This is a genomic window from Desulfomonilia bacterium (assembly GCA_036567785.1).
In the GTDB taxonomy this organism is placed as follows: Bacteria; Desulfobacterota; Desulfomonilia; order UBA1062; family UBA1062; genus DATCTV01.
This window is the reverse complement of the sequence record DATCTV010000062.1, coordinates 46,681-64,435: the sequence shown is the minus strand read 5'-3', so window position 1 is coordinate 64,435 and position 17,755 is coordinate 46,681. Positions and strand designations below refer to the sequence as shown.

The following is a 17,755-nucleotide window of genomic DNA, read 5'->3' as shown; positions in this document are numbered from 1 at the left end:
CTCCTAAAATGACCCGCATCCCTGAACGGGATGCGGGTTTACTGATACTGTTTCGGTATATATCCTTATATTAATCCAGACCTTCTTCGTAGAAGAATATTTCAACACCGCGGCGCATCAGTTCATTAAGGAATTCATCGGGATTGTCAAGAATCCTGTCAGGTGAATAGACGCCTCCCGGCTTTTTCTTGAATTTTCCTGTCAGCTCCCAGAGTGCGGCAGTGGCGCAGGGAATAGATGTTATCTTTCCGATGTGTCCTATGTACGTGTAGGTACGGTGTACTGTTTTTCCTTTGTCGAGTCCGTAAACATCGACACGGCCTACCGATTTGTCCAGGCCGCCTGAACCGAATATACTCTCGATTTTATAGAAGAAATTGGCCAGTTTCTTTCTTTTTTCATGTGTGTTCATAAGACCGAGCTTGCTCAGTCCCATGACCAGAAGCGGGATATAGGCAGGCTGTACGCCTCCGTGAAGGGTCGCTTCCTCAAGGCCGGGCATATTGCGCGGCATCGATACACTCTCTCCATGACCGGTGTAATATACCGGCAGTTCGCCCATGGGGAACGGGAATTTCACGACCTTCCGTCCGCTGCCTGACGGGACTTCAACCTCTTTGCCCCTTATGGTCTGCCTGCACGTTCCCTGGAAGATATTGAAAAGGTGCGTCAGGTTCGCCGGTCCGGCGGCTTCGTTTGACCCTGCCGCCCAGTGAACGTTTATGCGCTTGGGCTCTTCCATCGAAATGTAGCCTTTCTTTGCCAGGGCCTGTGTCATGCCCGGAGAATTACCCCAGCCGGTGAGTATATGAATGCCCTTCTCCTTTGCCTTTTCTTCAAGGGTTATGACATCCAGATATGATTCATAGTCATCCGCAATTGATACATAGGGTTTGCCAGCTTCAATAGCCATTTCAGCAATTTTCTTTTCGAAAAAGTAAAACGGCCCGGCAAATCCCAGCGTTATGTCATGCTGCTTCATAAGCTCGATTACATTTGCGCTTTCATTGACATCCAGCCTGCATGCAGTAAAAGGCTTGCCTCTGTTTGATGCCTCTTTATTTGCCCTTTCCAGATTGAGGTCAGCAATGGTTATCAGCTTGACCTTTTTTTCCTTGCCCAGCTCATCAAGGACATCCATCGCCATATCGCCTGCGCCGCCAAGAACCAGTATTTTCATAAATAAACCTCCGTAAAATGTTTTCTTTCCCGAGGAAAGTATTTGCCGTTGAAAAAAGAGAACGAACGTTCATTCTCTTCTACTCCCTGTCAAAGACCTTGTCAACGGTACGAAGGATATACTCTGATTTATTTAATATTCCAGCCTTGTTTTTTTGAGCCGGCCAATGAATTCTTTGATGTGCTCATAAGTTGATACACAATAATTCAGCTGCATTCTCATATAATATACGGCGCGCAAGTTGCCTGTCTTTCCCGCATGCGAGCTGTACACACTTTACGGCGGTACGCCTGTCACCCCACGGCCAGTCCGTACCATAAAGAATTCTGTCAGGTCCGAATGTCCTTATCAGCCTGCGAATCGTCCAAGGGTTCTGAAACGATATCTCCATATATATATTCTGATAGGGATGCAGCATATTTATTGCATCCTCCACCTCATAAAGCCCCGAATGTCCAACAATGAAACATACTCCGGGAAACGCCCGTGCAAGGTTTCTGATATAGAAAATCTCGCCGTATGAAGGTTCTTCCATGAAATGCTCGCTTTTCGGATAATATGAAGATGTGCCGCTATGGCATAGTACCGGGAGATTGTAGCGCATAAAAGATTCCATTGCTGAAAATGTCTTTGCGCTTGTCAATTTTTCCTTCTGAATAACAGGGTGAAGCTTCAATCCCCTGGCACCCGCATTGACGTCTGCTGCAAGCTGCGAGTCAATGGCATCGGAAGACTGTGAAAAATCGATACCTGTAAACGGGAGAATTCCTTTATCCTTTCCGGCGGCTCGAAACAGGTCTGAAAAACGCACATTAGGTGGTACCGGCATAACGGCACTTGCCACAATACCGTTTTCATCCATTGATCGGCGCATATTTTCTCGCGTCGCAGTCAGGTTTCTTGCCCTTTCGGCAATTGTTATATACTTTCCGAACAATATTTTTTCCATTTTCTTGTCGCCCAGATCAAAGTGCAGCATCTTTTCTGAAATTGTGATTATATCAAATCTGATTGCCTTTTTTTGGCCTGTTTTTTCGATCAGACCTCCGCCTCCAGGATAAAGAATATTACCCAGGTGTGTATGCATATCAATTATTTCTTCATTCATAACCCCTCGCTTTTACCATTGGAAATACACAATATGGTTTAATGCCCTTCTGCAATCCGGTACACATGTCGATCTTGAATCATGCCTGCCCCGCATCAGGATTCAAGCGGGACAGGCTGTCCGTCTGTTATTCCATACCTTTCAGTGCCTTTTTCACACCATTAAGCAACATATCTATTTCGGTTTCCGATATTGTCAAAACAGGCCTCATTACGACGGACCTGCCGTCCACCTTTCCCTGTTTTAAAAGTACGCCGTTTTTTACAGCCTGGTTGCAAAATTCCCTTGCACTGTTTTCCGAAGCAAACGACATTGAAATAAGAAGCCCCTTGCCGCTAACGGAAATTTTTCCGTCCTTGTACTCGGAAACTATACCTTTCAGATCGTTTATCAGACGCCTCCCCATGACATCTGCGTTTTCCCAGGGTTTAACATATTCATATTCATCAAGCGCCGTCATTGCAACCCGGCACCCGATATCATGCCCTCCGAACGTGCAGAGATGTATGAGGGGATGTACATCAAAGAGATTCTTCAGTTCTTTTGTAAATACCATGGCTGTCATAGGAAACATTCCGCCTGTAATGGCCTCACCGATTACAAGAATATCAGGATATATGCCTGCATTCTCGAATGCGAACTTCTTTCCTGTGCGTCCGAACCCTGTCTGGCTCTCATCAAAAATAAGCTTTGCGCCGGATTTATCACATAAGGACCTGAGTTGCCTCAGATATTCAGAATTCGCCTCACGACATCCGTTTTCAGCCTGAACAGGCTCCAGGATGAAGGCTGCCGTCTTGCTTCCGATTGAGGCTTTTGCGGCGTTGATATCCCCAAAGGGGACAATTTTAACTGCAGGAATGAGTTCGCCGAAATCCTTCTTGTCGTTTCTCGCTGAAAGCGAAATGGCGAATCCGCCGTCTCCGTATGAACCGCCGTCAACCGTCACAAGTTCAGGACGTTCCGTGAACCCCCTGGCCAGCTTGCATGCAGCTTCCATGGATTCACCCCTGGTGACACCATATAATACGCATTCAAGGGGTCCCGGAATGAATTCGCTTATTTTTCTTGCAAGAAGAGCCTTTTCCTCCGAAAGCATTACGAAGTTGCCCTGATCTGTTTCATGTATGGCCTTCTTCAGACATGCGGCAAGTTTCGGATTTCTTCTGCCCAGGTTGTATGTCGCTTCGGAAGTATAACAGTCTATATAGGATATTCCATCCGTATCGGAAACGTAAGCACCTTCGCGTTTATTCTCGAGAAAACAGAATCCTTGTGACTTGATCATATCAACCATGCCCGATGAAAAGACCTTGGCCGCTTTTTCGAAAAACATATCCTTGTCCGTATTGTTGTATTTTTCTGGTTTATTCATCCTGACCCTCCTTTTTAAGATCTTCTCAATATCTTAATCATAATGAATTCTTCGATATCCCTCATAAGATTGAACGCCACTATCTGAATATGAAGGTTGTCGAGCAGCTTGCGGAACATGGAAAACCTTGCCAGAGGCAAAAGAGGAATAAGGTATTTTCTCATGTCCTTGACAGACTGCCTTATCCTTACGAGCATATCCTCGACCTCCTCCATGGTTACAGTAATAGGTATCTGGAAGCGCATAACCTGAGGCGCATTCCCGGAATATGCCGCCCATATACCGTTTGCAGCCAGACATTCGGCCATCAGCGCGCCTACAAATTCATAATTATACTCCATGCCTATCATGAGTCCAAGGCCCCTTACCTCTTTGATCAGTTTGGGATTTTCACGCCATAACGCCTCCAGTCCTTCCTTGAAGCGTTTTCCCGCCACAGCTGCATTATCACTGATCTTATTATCGATAATGAAGTCCAGCACCCTGCTTGAGACAATACAGGCCAGATCGGTTCCACCGCTTAACGCTGCATGGAATGTGGGATTTTTATCAACATAGTCACTCAAAAGTTTTATATCACGATAAACAACAGCGCCGTTGGGATATAAACCTCCGCTTATGGATTTAGCCAGAAACATTATATCCGGTACGACGCCGTAATGCTCAGAGCACCATAGTTTTCCGGTCCTTCCTATGCCTGTCTGGACCTCGTCGAAGACAAGCATTATCCCAAGTTCGTCGCAGAGTTTTCGCAGACCGAGCATATATTCCTTTTTCGCCACGTGAATTCCGCCTTCACCCTGAACAGGCTCCAGGACAATGGCGGCCGTGTTTTTTGATGCAAGCTTCTTGACTGCTTCGAGATCGTTAAATGGTGCCAGTTTGAATCCCGGCATCAGAGGAAGGAACAGTTCCTTGTAATAGTCTTTTCCGTTACCCGAAAGACTGAACCCTTCATGCCCGTGATACGCCTTGACCATGGTAATAATTTCGTTGCGGCCGGTAGCCCCTTTTGCAAGTTTCATTGCACAGGCACATGCATCGGCACCCGTAGCACATAATACTACACGGTTCATATCTCCCGGCGATACGCGTGCAAGTTTCTCTGCAAATTCGATTTTGGGTTTGGAAAGAAAACCCGCCGAACCCATGTCATAAGAATCCAGCGCATCCTCAAGCACCTTTATGATCTCGGGGTTCATCCTGCCGACATTGAAACAGCCTGCAGAACTGAAGGCATCATAAAAGTATCTTCCTGATTCCGCATCAGTAAAACCTACATGTTTTCTCTTCCTTTCATACGTATCGAGATGTGCGCATCTGAGGTAACGCACCTGTCCGTGAGAGATATGCTTTCCAAAAAGATAATGAATGTAATCCCTTTCCTGCCTGTCCATCCTTGCATAAGAGCCTTCCTTCATGTTTCCTCCTTTTGTTACCCGAATATTTTTTTAAAAAACTTTTTTTAGTCAGCTGACTAACTAATAATCATATAATACAGCCTTGTCAACGGACTGTTGAATCATTGTGAAAATCAGCAAACGGCTAGAGGCTGCTTGACGTTATGTCTGTCAATCCGTAGTATGGCCGTAAACAAGCTTGTCATTCTGATTAAACTCTTAAGCGAAGGGGATTCGGACATGCCGAGAAAAAATGTCAAGGAAGAGCGGAGGCTGCAGATTTTTGAAGCTCTCAGTGTTTGTCTTAAGGAAAAATCCTTCGAAAAAACCTCCATCAAGGATATAGCAAAGGTTGCCGGAGTGAATCATGGAGTCCTGCACTACTACTTCGAAAGCAAGGAAAGCATCCTTCTGCATTATATAGATCATGTTATGGAATATTACGGTTCCCAGTTCAAGGAATGGCTTGGGGCAAAGGATACATCCGGATGTTCGCGCCAGGACTTTATCCAAGAAATATTTGAATTTGCAAACAGCAAGATCACTTTAAACAAAGACCTTTCCAGGCTGTTCGTGGAGATATGGGAGATAGCCCTGTACAACCCGTCAGTCAGAAAAAAACTCCAGCAGACCTATTCACAATGGATCGGGACCATAACATCCATGATCGAAGGCACATCGTCCGATAATATCAACATGGAAATACTGAGTACGGCCATGGTTGCATTCTGGGAGGGAATGGCATTGTTTTCAACGATTATTGACACCAGAAAATTGAACATTGAGGGTGTATTGACAGGTTTTCAGCAACAGATTCTCAAGCTTCTCTGAGATGACCTTATAAAAAAATCCCCGGAAACCTTGAGGGCTTCCGGGGACTTTTTCATTTTTTAAGACCAGTTCCTGCCTTACGACCAGAACCTTGCTACTGCAAATACGCCGTTGCCCATGTCGTCACCGCCTCTGCATGTTACGACTATCTTTCCATCAGAAGGCTGTACAAGGACATTCATGCTCCTTGAGATCGAAGTTCCCATACCCGTATCCATTGTAACTGTCCCACCATTACCGAAGGTGGTGTCAAGTACACCGCCTGCAGTGTACCTTGCAAGCGCGAGCATGTTGGTTGTACCGTTCTTGGACAATCCGGCAACGATTATATTACCTGTGTTGTCAAAAACAATGGTGCAGGCCTGGGCGTCACCGGTGCCGATCGATGTGGTGGTTTTTCCGTTCGTGCCGAATGAAGTATCAACCGATCCGTTGCTGTTGAATCTTGCTACAAGGAATACCAGTTTCGATCCGTCGGAATATTTTCCTGTCATTACTATCTTTCCGTCATCCTGGAGAATTATATCACCGCTCATATTGTCAGGATCGGTAAAGGTTAAATCGGAAACGGCAAATCCGTTAGTTCCGAAACCGGTATCGAGCGTACCGTCAGCGTTATACTGCGTGAGCACATAATGGAATGTAGTCATATCATCAGTATAAATTCCTCCGATGACTATCTTCCCGTTGCTGCGGATATCGAAGCACCTCGAAGCATAATTATGGCTTCCATATGTTATCGTAACCAGACCGTTCGTGCCGAATGATGCATCACGCGTGCCGTTTTCATTATACCGCACCAGGAAACCGTTATAGTTGGGGGAACTGGTGCTGTAATAAACGCCAGTACCGAGTATCTTGTTGCTGTCGAGCACCATCATATCACTCAATTCTCTCATGCCAGTATCGCTGAAAGGCTCCTTGACCACTCCGTTTGAACCGAAGGTTGGGTCAAGCGCTCCGCTGGCGTATCTGACAAGAACGGGGATGCTTTCGTCACTTTCACTCTCCGTCCAGTTTCCGGCAGCGATCAGCTTATCTCCTTGAAGGGCAAGTCTTTCGATCCTCGATCCCGTGCTACCTTCAATAGGCGTCGTAACTGATCCAATATAAGAACCGTCGATAAAATCGAATGCGGCAACTGCAAATCTGTAGTCCGATGAGCCGTGAAAGCTTCCTCCGCCTGCAACAATGGTGCCGTCAGGCATCAATAACAAGGCGCCCGAACTGGACCAGCTTCCGATTAAAGCCTTTACGATTCCGCCTGTGCCGAATCCCATATCAGGGTCGCCGCTGTTGTGCGTGGCGGCTGAAGTTGTGAATGTGTATTCTTTAGCAAATAGAGGAAGCGACCCGACAGCACTTTTAATATCATGGGTCAGATTGACCCAGTAAACAGTATCTGTCGATAGCGCTTCAATCGGGGTGAAGGTCATGACAGTATTCTGTTGCGAAAATGTGATTGCGCCTTCAACAGGGGATGCTACTCCTTCTGCAATAACGCTGAAAGAACTGCCATATGCCACTGTTCCAATATCTACAGCCATATTGAATGTTATAACAATCGGGGCATTCACCGACACATCGGTCGCGTCATCGTTCGGAACATTGCTAGCAACATAGAATGTATCCGGCTGGCTAATCGTTGTAAAACTGAAGTTATAGTCTGCAGCCAGGGCATGCCCCTCACTGCTCTGCAGGCCCGTTGTTATCGTTACATCATATTGAGTTCCGTAACTGAAGCCTGGCGTATTAGGTGTAAATACTACTGTTCTGTTGTCCGTGTGGTAATTTCCGCTTATCGGGTTTGAAGTTCCATGAATTTTAACAATGAATGTCGTGTTGTTAACTGTATTCCAATTTATACTCTGATTGAAAACCACGATAATGGATGTCGAAACACTGACATTTTCTGCGGCTGAAGCGGGAGTGGTCGAATCAACCGTGAGCGCATCAGGGTCCACTGCCGTTGTAAAATTATAGGACTGCCCGGCAAGCGCCTGGCCGAGATGGTTATGAATGCCTGATGTAAGCGTAACAGTATATAAGGTTCCGTAGCTAAGCGCCGCCGTTGGTGTCAACCTTGCGGTATAAGCCGTCGGAAACGTTATACTACCGTTAACGGGCGTACCGCCGTGCGTGACATTGAAAGTGGTTGCTGAAACGGTTGACTGATTGAGAGGCATATTAAAGACTATATCTATTGCAGTATTTATGGAAACATTTGTCGCATCAGAGGCCGGAGACCTGGATGAAACGCCAAACGACTCGGGCTGAGCCTCGGTCGTGAAGCTGAAGCTGGCATCCGATACGAGACCTTTGCCGGAAGTGTTTTTTACTACGCCCGCATAGAGTGTAAGCGTATATGTCTCGCCGTAGTCAAGCGGCTCTTTAGGCGTCAACGTTACTGTCTTTCCGTCGCCGCTTATACTCAAATCCAGATCAACGTCATCACCTTCGCTGTCAACGAAGGATCCTGCACCTTCGCTTTCCAGCGTAGCAGGGTCAACCGGGGTATTGAAAACAAGCTGCACTGTTGTAGTAATATCAACATCAGTCGCCCCGTCTGCAGGAGTTGTGGAAACAATGGCCAGATCATCACCTGCTCCGCCGTCGCTACCACCACCGCCACCTCCACACGCCGGCATAAATGCAATAAAAGAAATAAGTATAATTGAAATGTATTTTATGAATTCTTTTACTGAACAACGTTGCATTCTTTCCATTTTGTTCTCCTTGCCTGGTTTTTTTCAGAAAAATACTGGTTACTGTTTTTATCGGAAAGAACCGGCATTACTTTAGCTTCCGAATTCAGCAAAAGATTTCACGAAAAGGTCCTGACCCTTGATAAGAGTTTAAAGGAAGCCGGTTTGAAACAATTTCCAGAGGGGATGCGAAGTTATCATGCCCTGCCCGGTCAGGGTCAGACGCCTGCCTCTATCTTCTCCATAATAAAATCCACTTCCTTTTTCGTCTTGAGATTGTCCCTGTACTGGGCATCCATGACTTCAAGAGTATGGATGACTGATGAATGCTTTCTTCCGAATGCCTCGCCTATTGTCTGCAACGAATCCCTTGTGTACTGACGGCAGAGGTAAATCGCAATCTGCCGGGGATAGGCAATTTCCTTTTTCCGTGAAGGAGACACTAGGGCATCTTTATCAATGCCGAAATTCCTCGAAACAACCTCAAGGATAAATGGAATATCTATGCGAGTCCTTCTTGTAATAGTACCTTCAAGCGCCTCATGCACGATATCCATATTTATCTCACGCTTCATGAGTGAGGCCATTGCTATTACAGTCATGACCGCACTTTCAAGGTCTCTTATATTGCTTACGACAGTACCGCTTATAAATTCCACGACCTCGTCAGGCATGATTATATTCTCGGCACCGGCCTTTGCCCTGACAATCGCCGATCTTGTGAGCATGTCAGGCGATTTGATATGTATCAACAGCCCCGAAGACATCCTTGATTTGAGCCCCTTGTCAAGCTGCTGTATGGTACCCGGCGGCCTGTATCCCGCGAACACGACCTGTGTGCCCATAGCCATGATGTCATCGAGCAGGGAGGAGACCTCCATCTGGGTTTTTTCCTTGCTTGAAAAAACATGGACATCGTCTATGAACAGCAGGTCCAGGCCGCACCTGTAGGTTCTCTTGAACTTGTCAAGGCAGTCATTCCTGACTGCATACACATACTCCTGTGAAAAGTCCTGGGCTGTCGTGTACTTAGCCTTTACACCCTTTCTCCTTCCTATTATTCCGTTGCCGATTGCATGTGCGATGTGGCTCTTTCCCAGTCCGGTATCGGAATAATAATACAGCGGTGAATACCTGGTACCTTCTTCCACGACAGCCTTTGCAGCTTGAAATGCGAATGCATTGCATTTCCCTACAACAAAATTATCAAAAGTATATTTGGGATTTACCCCGGTTGCCATAGGTGACGCCTCAGGAAGCATCATCTGAACCGGCTTCTTTACCTGTTTAGGAGGCTCAGGAGACTTCTCTGAAATGATGAACTCGACATCTCTTCCCAAGGCATCCCTGATCCTGTCGGTATAATTTCGTTTAACATGCTGCTGAATAAAGAGGTTCGGACACTTTACAAATACAGAACCCTCCCTTTCTTCGATTTCTATCTGATTCAGCAGCGCCTGTTCGGACGGAGCGATACCGTCGAAAAGAACACCCCTTGTGTTCGCGGAACCGGACATGAAAATTTACTCCCCCAAAAATAAAATCAGCAAAGGCAAGATGGAACGACTTGATGTAAAACCGATACTGAACCAGGATAAATTAAACGTCAAACCTGATTGCGAACGATTGACAAAACATAAAAATGAATTTCTATTGTTCTGTTATTTCATTCAGTTATGATAATCTTCCTTGCAGTTCTTGGACTTACAGTTTTTTATTAAAAACCTTGACATCGAGTATTTACCAAGGCCTGTGATTCTGATAATTTTTACTGTTATCGCACAACTTTTATTTTCAATGATTTCCTTCCTTTTTCTGAAATTATCTTCAATATCCAGAATTGATGTTACACCCTGAAAATATTTAAGGCGCATCCTTGCTTCAAACTCAAACAAATGTTTTCAATCACGGTGTTAACTTTTTAATTGGAATCGGCATCCGGACCAGAATCAGAATAACTGCAGTTAATCAGCTGGCATGTCGATTATTGGAATCGATGAGAATAGAAAAAAACTATTCCGGGAAATTGCCGCTTTCAGCAAAGACTAAAACCGGCAACCCCCGGAACAGGGAAAAGAGATGGAAAGGTTAAAACTCGTTTTGTCGTTTATGTTCTCAGAGACGTATCGTGAATCTGATGCATCCAACCCGGCTCTGATTGTCTTTGGAATCATGTTCTCTTAATATTCCCGGGCAGTTCTGTCCAGCCTGTACATTCTCCGGGTCTTTTCAATCCCTTCTCTGTATAGCCTGAATATGCAGAGGCATATCCCCAGGAACAGCATACCTATCATGAAAGCCGGCTCGGTGTTGAAACTCACATCTATCCACCTGCCTGCATACATGAAGATAAAAGAAGAGATAACCATTATGAGACCCCATGCACTTATCATCACTATACTGTTAAGTGTCGTTTTGTCTTTTCTTTCTCTCGATAAGCCTTTCATAATCATTACCTCCTTTATCCATTTACCCGTCCGGCATGGACGGGATATTATTCCAGCCCATGCTTTAAGGGTTGCTTCTCAGCTTACGATGATCTTTACAGATTCGATGACCGGAGCCGTAAACAGTGCAACCAGTACGGCATACAGCGCGAATGATCCGATCGCCTCGCTCAGATACATCCTGGGATATCTGTGTTTGAGTGATACTATCGTCAGCCCGCCCATGACAAGACATCCAAGGTTAAAATACGGAAAGTTATCGCCGCCTGTTACGGCATTCGCTGCAAATGCAAAAGATGCGGTAATAAGAACTACGAAGAACGATACGATCAAGGTCTGGATTGTTTTTTTCATTGTCTTAACCCTCCCGATTTTTTTGTTTAATTACCAATTTCCATAGGAAGAAACGTGCCAACTTTCGTCACTTGATAAATATTATTATAACTAGTTGATATCTTTAGGTAATAATTAACTAATAATGAAAATTTGATTTTCTTGGGGGATTCAGAAGTCTTTGTTTCTTTAAATAAATGTTCAGAACATTAAATGAAACGTTTAATACTGATTTTAACCGGAATAATATTTCCAGTCATTCCCGTTCGTACGTGATGCCATACTTTTCAAGCTTGCGCTCAAAGGTCGGGCGGGATATCCCAAGCATATCACATATCTCGCCTTTGTTTTTCTTGGTTTCGTTTATTATCCTTCTGATATGACGTTCCTCAATTTCATCAAGGGTCAAGTATCTGCCTGATGCGTCCCTGGCGCATTCCCGGTCTTGTTCAGAGGCCGTCTCGACACCTTCTTCATCGTTCAGGTTCGGAAAATCCGATTTTATCAGCACCTGTCCCTTGGCAACAACAGCCGCCCTTACCAGCAGGTTTTCAAGCTCCCTTATATTTCCGGGCCAGCTGTATCCCCTGAATATTTCCATCATCTCGTCCGACACCTTTACAATACGTTTATGAAGCTCGTTGCTTATCTTTGCCAGCAGATATGAAACAAGAGGTTCCAGATCCTCTATCCTTTCCCTTAAGGGGGGAATCTTGATGCTCACGATATTCAGCCTGTAATACAGATCATCCCTGAACATCCTGTCCTTTATCATTAAACGCAGGTCTTTGTTTGTTGCAGCAATGATTCTTGCATTTACGCCTATTGTATCCTTGCCGCCAACCCTTTCAAACTCCCTTTCCTGAAGCACCCTTAAGAGCTTGGCCTGAAGGTTCCAGGACATTTCGCTGATTTCATCCAGGAAAACAGTGCCGTTCCTTGCAAGTTCGAATTTGCCGGGCTTTCTGTTTATCGCACCGGTAAATGAGCCTTTCTCATGCCCGAACAGTTCGGACTCGAGAAGCGTCTCGACAATCGCAGAACAGTTTATTGCTATGAATGGCTCATTGGGATTCGTATTGTTGTGGATGACCTTCGCAATAAGCTCTTTCCCCGTACCGCTTTCGCCTTCTATGAGCACCGGCGTCTTACTTTGAGAAACAACGCCTATTGTCTTGAATATCTCTCTCATCCGGGGGCCCAGTCCGATAATGTCACCCACCTTGTATTCACGGGTTGATTCCACGAATCCCTTGAGCTTTCTTTCCATGTCAAGCGCATGCAGCGCCTTCCTGATTGAAATATCCAGTTCATTAACATCAACAGGCTTGTGGATATAATCAAATGCCCCCTTTTTCATTGCGCTTATTGTTGACTCCATGTCATGGAAGGCCGTTATCATTATGACCTTGAGATTTTCGTCCTCTTCCTTGAGGTCTTCAAGTATCCTGAAGCCATCCACATCGGGAAGCCTGATATCAAGTATGACAACATCCGGAGATGTTTCGACATATTTCGCAAGTCCGTCGGTTCCGGTAGGCGCTGTAACTACGTCATAGCCCTCTTCACTGAGATACATGTCGAGTGTCTCACGTATTGACCTGTCGTCGTCTATTACAAGTATCTTCGCCATATTTGACATCCTAACAAAATATATATGTATTCCGCCATTATGTATTATCGTTTTCAGGAAGCTTAATTATAAATCTTGTACCCTCCCCTTTGATACTTATTATCTTTATTTCGCCCTCATGCTGGTCGATTATCTTTTTTACCTGTGAGAGCCCCAGGCCCGTACCGTAATTTTTCAGCGTAAAGAAAGGATTGAAAAGATGCGGCATATCATTCTCATCAATTCCGCATCCGTTGTCCTTAACCTCAATTACCATATTTCCGTTTTCTTCTTTGAGTGTAATAACCATTATGCCCTTGTCTTCCATTGCCTCTACGGCATTCTGGAATACATTTATCAGGCACTGGGTTATCATCGATGCATCGACATTTATCTCCTTAAGATTTTCTGCAAAATCTTTTCTCACTTCAATTTCCTTGTCCTTGAGGGATTTCTCAACCATTGCCAGTGCATTTTCAACAATAGTGTTCAAATCGGAAGGTTCCTTATTCGGGACAAGAGGCTTTGCATATATGAGAACGTCACTAACCAGCTTTTCAAGATGCTCAACCTCTCTCTGTGCTATTTTAAACCTCTGAAGATCGTTCCCTGAAGGTTGAAGCCTTTTTTCAAGTATCTGCAGGCTCATCTTTATTGAAGAAAGGGGATTTCTGATTTCATGTGCAATGCCTGCCGACAGCTGTCCGATCGCGGCAAGTTTCTGGCTTTCATAAAATTTCTTTTCCAGCTCCTTGTATTCGGTTATATCCCTCTGCACGAGGATATATCTGTCGGTTCCCTTGACCGGCCTTGGCGTTATGAGAAGATTTCTCTTCTCCCCTTTCCTGGTTACGACCTCAAGTTCATATGGAGTAAAAATCCCTTTCTGGGCATTCTCCCACTTGGAGATCATGTATTCCCTGTGCTGCGGCTCAACAAACTCGGTAAAGTGCTTGCCTTTGATTTCGGTCTCGACATCTCTGCCCATTATCGTTTGTTTGCTGACGTAATTTATTATCCCGTCCTTGCTGAGGTCGAATATCTTATCCGGAAGCGATTCGACAATATTTCCCAGATAATTGTAAAGGTACTCCGTCTCCTTGTTGAGCCTGATGTTTTCACCAAGTTCATTCTGCAGCGACTCGGCATACTCCTGAAGGCTTTTCGTAAGCTCCACCTCTTTTGTGACATCCAGGAATGTTTCTATTGCCGAGGTAATTTCTCCCTTTTCATTATAGATCGGGGCAGCCATGAAATGAAGGTGACGGCCTTTGCCGTTAAGGTTGCTGAAATATTTTACTGATTCGTACGCACCCTGAATAAACTCGGACTTCTTTACCTTTATATCTCCATAATAAAGGCTGAAATCCTCTATATTCTGATCAATGATAAAATCCGCCATGAGAGGCCGCTTGGTATCATAAAACGGGCGAAAGAAATTGCTTGTACCGACCATCACCTTTGAACTGTAGCCGGTAAGGTCTGTACAGGCGCGGTTCCAGAGGATAACCTTGTGGTCCTTGTCAATCACGAAAGTGGGCACAGGGGAGCCCTCAATGATTCCATCTATGGTCATCTTCTCCCTTAATAACTTGCTCTGCCATTCCTCTCTTTCCTGTAGCCTTTTAAGTTCCTCTTTAAGGCGCAGCCTCTTAACATCTGACTGCGCTATGGATATGGCGGTTACAATTACAACAACTATGAGACCGAAAGCACCCAGGATAATATTCTTCGATGTGCTTGAGATAAGATTCTGAACGGCATGATACGGTGCGACCATTACCGCAAACCAGATGGATGTGCCTATATGGACAGGGGCATAGGATATTATGCAGGCTGAAGATTTACCCGGAGAGGAACTTATGTTTTCTATGAAATATTTCCTGACACCGTGTGATATGTCAAAACTCTTTTTGCTGTCAGGTAACAGGTCATGAAACTTCCTGTTATCAATAACCCCGTATGGCCGGTAGGCTATCCTGTCCTGATCATCGACAAGCCAGAGTTCCCCGTTGATCGGAGATTCCCTGTTAAATATCGCGCGGGTCATGAGAAGCCGGGGGCTTATCAGTGCAAGGACGGCGCCGTCATATTTTCCATCTCTGCCATGAACAGGCAGGCCTATGCAGATAGTCCTGTCGAGCCATTCATCTCCGGCTTTTTTCGAATCAAAAAATCTATTAAGACCTCCTGCATATCTGCCGTTTTCATACATCTTCAGTGCATGCATTATTCCGGGATCGGCAATTTTTCTGCCTGCAAGATTCTTCGCCTTATCATCGGGATATGCATACCTGATGACATCATTATCATCGATATTCATGACGGCCAGGACAACATTCTGTTCCTTGATGTAGAACTTCCTGATGGCTTCGCCCATTTGCTCATTGTATCTTTCCGAACCGGCAAGCGACCCGGTCAGGTAGCCGAGGTTTATTTCACACCTTTCCAGCGTCCCCTCGATCATCGATGCGACATGGTCTGATATGACTTCCTGCTGCGAGCTGAAAAGGTTTATTATCGATTTTTCCCTTGAGCGGTAAACTGCATAGGCAAGAAGTGTGATCAGCAGAATCACAATCATTGCAGACAGCCATATGGTGTAGCGCTTATATAAAAGAGAATGTTTCTTATCCATTATGCTCGTTTTAAATGTCGAAGAGATAAAGTTTTATTCTCATTCTGTTTTATCTTTATCCTCGTGTTCGGCATAAGCGATCAATGCATACACTGAAAATGCAAACAAAAGGGATAAAATAAGCGTTACAGCCCCGCTCTGAATGCCGAGCACCATTTTGCTGAAAAACCAGAAGACAAGGTATCCGGCGATTGCGCCAATTTCCCTCATTTCCGCTCCTTAGAATCAACAGCTTAGCTGCTTAAAAATTTTAAATATTTTATAACAGGTTTATTTTATATTAAACAGCCACATTTTATATGCTTTATTATTTATCTGGTAATTTTTACGAAATAGGATATAAGCGCCCCAGGTAATTCTTGACGACATTATTAAAGGTACCATTTAAAAGACCTTTTCGTGCCATCGAGACATAAAAAACACTGTTCGACAAAGGGGTAATCACTTGGAAAAGTTCATTAACATGGGTCTGTCTGAAACAATGCTGGCGGCCCTTAAACGTAAAAACTTTACTGAACCGACGCCTGTTCAGTCTGAAATCATACCTGTTCTTCTTTCTGAAAATTATGACCTTACCGTTCAGGCCCAGACAGGGACAGGCAAGACGGCAGCATTCGGCATACCGGTAATCGAATCAATTGACTCGTTTGACGGTCGGACAAAAGTCCTCGTCATGGCCCCTACAAGGGAACTCGCCATACAGGTCGCAGGAGAAATGAAATCCCTGTGCAGGGGCAGAAAGGCCAAAACCCTTGCCGTATACGGAGGACAGTCATTCGTACCGCAGCTCAATGGACTGAAAGATGGAGCCGATATCGTTGTCGGCACTCCCGGACGGATACTCGATCACCTGAGAAGAGGATCACTGAAGCTTGACAGCATCGAATACCTCATACTCGATGAGGCCGATGAGATGCTGGATATGGGGTTTATTGAAGACATAGAATCCATCATATCTCAATGCCCGGCAGAAAGACGTACACTTCTTTTCTCGGCGACAATGCCGAAACCGGTGGTATCTATCGCAAAAAAATTCATGTCGAACCCGAGGTCCATCGCAATCGGTGAAACAGTAAAAACACCCTCGCTCACAAAACAGATTTATTATGATGTCAGGGAAGACGACAAGCTGGAACTCCTCTGCCGCATAATCGATGTAAACCCCGACTTCTACGGCCTTGTTTTCTGCCGTACGAGGATCGAAACCTCGGGACTTGCCGATGGCCTTGAAGCCAGAGGCTACAGGACGGCCGGCATTCATGGCGACATCGACCAGAACATGCGCGAAAAGATCATGCACCGCTTCAGAAACAGGGAAATCACAATACTGGTGGCGACCGATGTGGCTGCGCGGGGCATCGATGTAAGGGATCTGACCCATGTCATAAACTACCACATCCCGCAGGACGCCGACTCATACGTCCATAGAATCGGCCGTACCGGCAGGGCCGGAAAAGAGGGCATCGCCATAACCTTTATCGAGCCCAGGGAACGCAGGGCTCTTGAAATAATCCGCCATGCGGGCGGCGGCAGTATAAAAAAAGGGCATATTCCCACTGTTGACGAGGTTATCGCAGTAAGGGCATCCGGAATCAGACAGGTTATTGAAAATGAAATGTCCGGCAAAGGAATTTCTGCCAATTATATCAGATTTGCAGAAGACCTCATGAAAGATCACGATCCCGTCAAAATCCTTGCGTCATGCCTGAAATACGCCTTTTCCGATGTCCTTGACCCTGACAGGTATAAGGAGATCACGGAATTCAAACCCGCCGTACAGGCCGGCAGAAAAAACGTCCGGCTGTTTGTGGCCCAGGGCCGTTTGCACGGGCTTAATCCGCAGAAACTTGTCAGAATGATATCCGACAAAACAGGCATAAGGGATAAGCTTTTCCAGGACATTCAGATGTTCGACAACTTCTCTTTCGTAAACGTGCCTCACAACGAAGCCGATATCATTCAAAGCAGGTTCAGGCAGAAAAAAGGCAAGCCCATGATAAGCATGGCAAAACCCGATCAGCGGACAAACAGAGAAAGACCTAAAAAGAAAAAGCCGTAAGACTTTCCTTCACTCAGTAATTTCACATCGGTTGACGGGTGGGCTTTGAAATCAGCTTTTCTGTATG

At 45.3% G+C, this 17,755-nt stretch carries 13 protein-coding genes; 2 read left to right on the top strand and 11 right to left on the bottom strand.

Going from position 1 to position 17,755, the window contains the following annotated elements; translation table 11 throughout:
* Positions 1–70: 70 nt before the first annotated feature.
* From VIS94_16250 to VIS94_16235, 4 genes are all read right to left on the bottom strand, one after another.
* Positions 71–1,180 carry a saccharopine dehydrogenase NADP-binding domain-containing protein gene (locus VIS94_16250; protein ID HEY9162629.1) on the bottom strand — a complete coding sequence of 370 codons (1,110 nt, stop codon included), beginning with the start codon at positions 1,178–1,180 and terminating at the stop codon, positions 71–73.
* Positions 1,181–1,364: 184 nt separating this feature from the next.
* On the bottom strand, positions 1,365–2,288 hold the full coding sequence (locus tag VIS94_16245) for an amidohydrolase family protein (GenBank protein HEY9162628.1): 924 nt from the start codon (positions 2,286–2,288) through the stop codon (positions 1,365–1,367).
* Positions 2,289–2,415: 127 nt separating this feature from the next.
* A complete protein-coding gene (locus tag VIS94_16240; protein HEY9162627.1) occupies positions 2,416–3,663 on the bottom strand; it encodes an aminotransferase class III-fold pyridoxal phosphate-dependent enzyme in 1,248 nt (415 codons plus the stop codon).
* 14 nt (positions 3,664–3,677) lie between these two features.
* Positions 3,678–5,084, bottom strand: coding sequence for an aminotransferase class III-fold pyridoxal phosphate-dependent enzyme (locus VIS94_16235; protein HEY9162626.1), 1,407 nt, complete (start codon positions 5,082–5,084; stop codon positions 3,678–3,680).
* Between the two features lie 219 nt (positions 5,085–5,303).
* Between VIS94_16235 and VIS94_16230 the strand changes: the two genes are divergently transcribed.
* Positions 5,304–5,894 carry a TetR/AcrR family transcriptional regulator gene (locus VIS94_16230; protein ID HEY9162625.1) on the top strand — a complete coding sequence of 197 codons (591 nt, stop codon included), beginning with the start codon at positions 5,304–5,306 and terminating at the stop codon, positions 5,892–5,894.
* A gap of 77 nt (positions 5,895–5,971) precedes the next feature.
* Here VIS94_16230 and VIS94_16225 read toward each other — a convergent pair whose 3' ends face one another.
* From VIS94_16225 to VIS94_16195, 7 genes are all read right to left on the bottom strand, one after another.
* On the bottom strand, positions 5,972–8,620 hold the full coding sequence (locus VIS94_16225; protein ID HEY9162624.1) for an Ig-like domain-containing protein: 2,649 nt from the start codon (positions 8,618–8,620) through the stop codon (positions 5,972–5,974).
* Between the two features lie 197 nt (positions 8,621–8,817).
* Positions 8,818–10,116 carry a chromosomal replication initiator protein DnaA gene (dnaA, locus tag VIS94_16220; GenBank protein HEY9162623.1) on the bottom strand — a complete coding sequence of 433 codons (1,299 nt, stop codon included), beginning with the start codon at positions 10,114–10,116 and terminating at the stop codon, positions 8,818–8,820.
* Positions 10,117–10,779: 663 nt separating this feature from the next.
* Positions 10,780–11,046, bottom strand: a complete 267-nt coding sequence (locus VIS94_16215; GenBank protein HEY9162622.1) for an AtpZ/AtpI family protein — start codon at positions 11,044–11,046, stop codon at positions 10,780–10,782.
* Positions 11,047–11,124: 78 nt separating this feature from the next.
* Entirely contained in the window at positions 11,125–11,400 is a 276-nt protein-coding gene (locus VIS94_16210; GenBank protein ID HEY9162621.1) for a hypothetical protein, read from the bottom strand.
* Between the two features lie 235 nt (positions 11,401–11,635).
* A complete protein-coding gene (locus VIS94_16205) occupies positions 11,636–13,012 on the bottom strand; it encodes a sigma-54 dependent transcriptional regulator (protein ID HEY9162620.1) in 1,377 nt (458 codons plus the stop codon).
* 37 nt (positions 13,013–13,049) lie between these two features.
* Positions 13,050–15,629 (bottom strand): ATP-binding protein, encoded by a 2,580-nt coding sequence (locus VIS94_16200; protein ID HEY9162619.1) that lies wholly within the window; start codon positions 15,627–15,629, stop codon positions 13,050–13,052.
* Between the two features lie 39 nt (positions 15,630–15,668).
* Positions 15,669–15,839, bottom strand: coding sequence for a hypothetical protein (locus tag VIS94_16195; GenBank protein ID HEY9162618.1), 171 nt, complete (start codon positions 15,837–15,839; stop codon positions 15,669–15,671).
* A gap of 235 nt (positions 15,840–16,074) precedes the next feature.
* Between VIS94_16195 and VIS94_16190 the strand changes: the two genes are divergently transcribed.
* Positions 16,075–17,688 (top strand): DEAD/DEAH box helicase, encoded by a 1,614-nt coding sequence (locus VIS94_16190; protein ID HEY9162617.1) that lies wholly within the window; start codon positions 16,075–16,077, stop codon positions 17,686–17,688.
* Positions 17,689–17,755: the final 67 nt, after the last annotated feature.

Excerpts from the sequence above, each read along its gene's own strand:
- dnaA (HEY9162623.1), bottom strand. The coding sequence starts at position 10,116 with ATGTCCGGTTCCGCGAACACAAGGGGTGTTCTTTTCGACGGTATCGCT.
- VIS94_16250 (HEY9162629.1), bottom strand. The coding sequence starts at position 1,180 with ATGAAAATACTGGTTCTTGGCGGCGCAGGCGATATGGCGATGGATGTC.
- VIS94_16215 (HEY9162622.1), bottom strand. The coding sequence starts at position 11,046 with ATGAAAGGCTTATCGAGAGAAAGAAAAGACAAAACGACACTTAACAGT.
- VIS94_16230 (HEY9162625.1), top strand. The coding sequence starts at position 5,304 with ATGCCGAGAAAAAATGTCAAGGAAGAGCGGAGGCTGCAGATTTTTGAA.
- VIS94_16210 (HEY9162621.1), bottom strand. The coding sequence starts at position 11,400 with ATGAAAAAAACAATCCAGACCTTGATCGTATCGTTCTTCGTAGTTCTT.
- VIS94_16225 (HEY9162624.1), bottom strand. The coding sequence starts at position 8,620 with ATGGAAAGAATGCAACGTTGTTCAGTAAAAGAATTCATAAAATACATT.
- VIS94_16200 (HEY9162619.1), bottom strand. The coding sequence starts at position 15,629 with ATGGATAAGAAACATTCTCTTTTATATAAGCGCTACACCATATGGCTG.
- VIS94_16205 (HEY9162620.1), bottom strand. The coding sequence starts at position 13,012 with ATGGCGAAGATACTTGTAATAGACGACGACAGGTCAATACGTGAGACA.
- VIS94_16245 (HEY9162628.1), bottom strand. The coding sequence starts at position 2,288 with ATGAATGAAGAAATAATTGATATGCATACACACCTGGGTAATATTCTT.
- VIS94_16195 (HEY9162618.1), bottom strand. The coding sequence starts at position 15,839 with ATGAGGGAAATTGGCGCAATCGCCGGATACCTTGTCTTCTGGTTTTTC.
- VIS94_16235 (HEY9162626.1), bottom strand. The coding sequence starts at position 5,084 with ATGAAGGAAGGCTCTTATGCAAGGATGGACAGGCAGGAAAGGGATTAC.
- VIS94_16240 (HEY9162627.1), bottom strand. The coding sequence starts at position 3,663 with ATGAATAAACCAGAAAAATACAACAATACGGACAAGGATATGTTTTTC.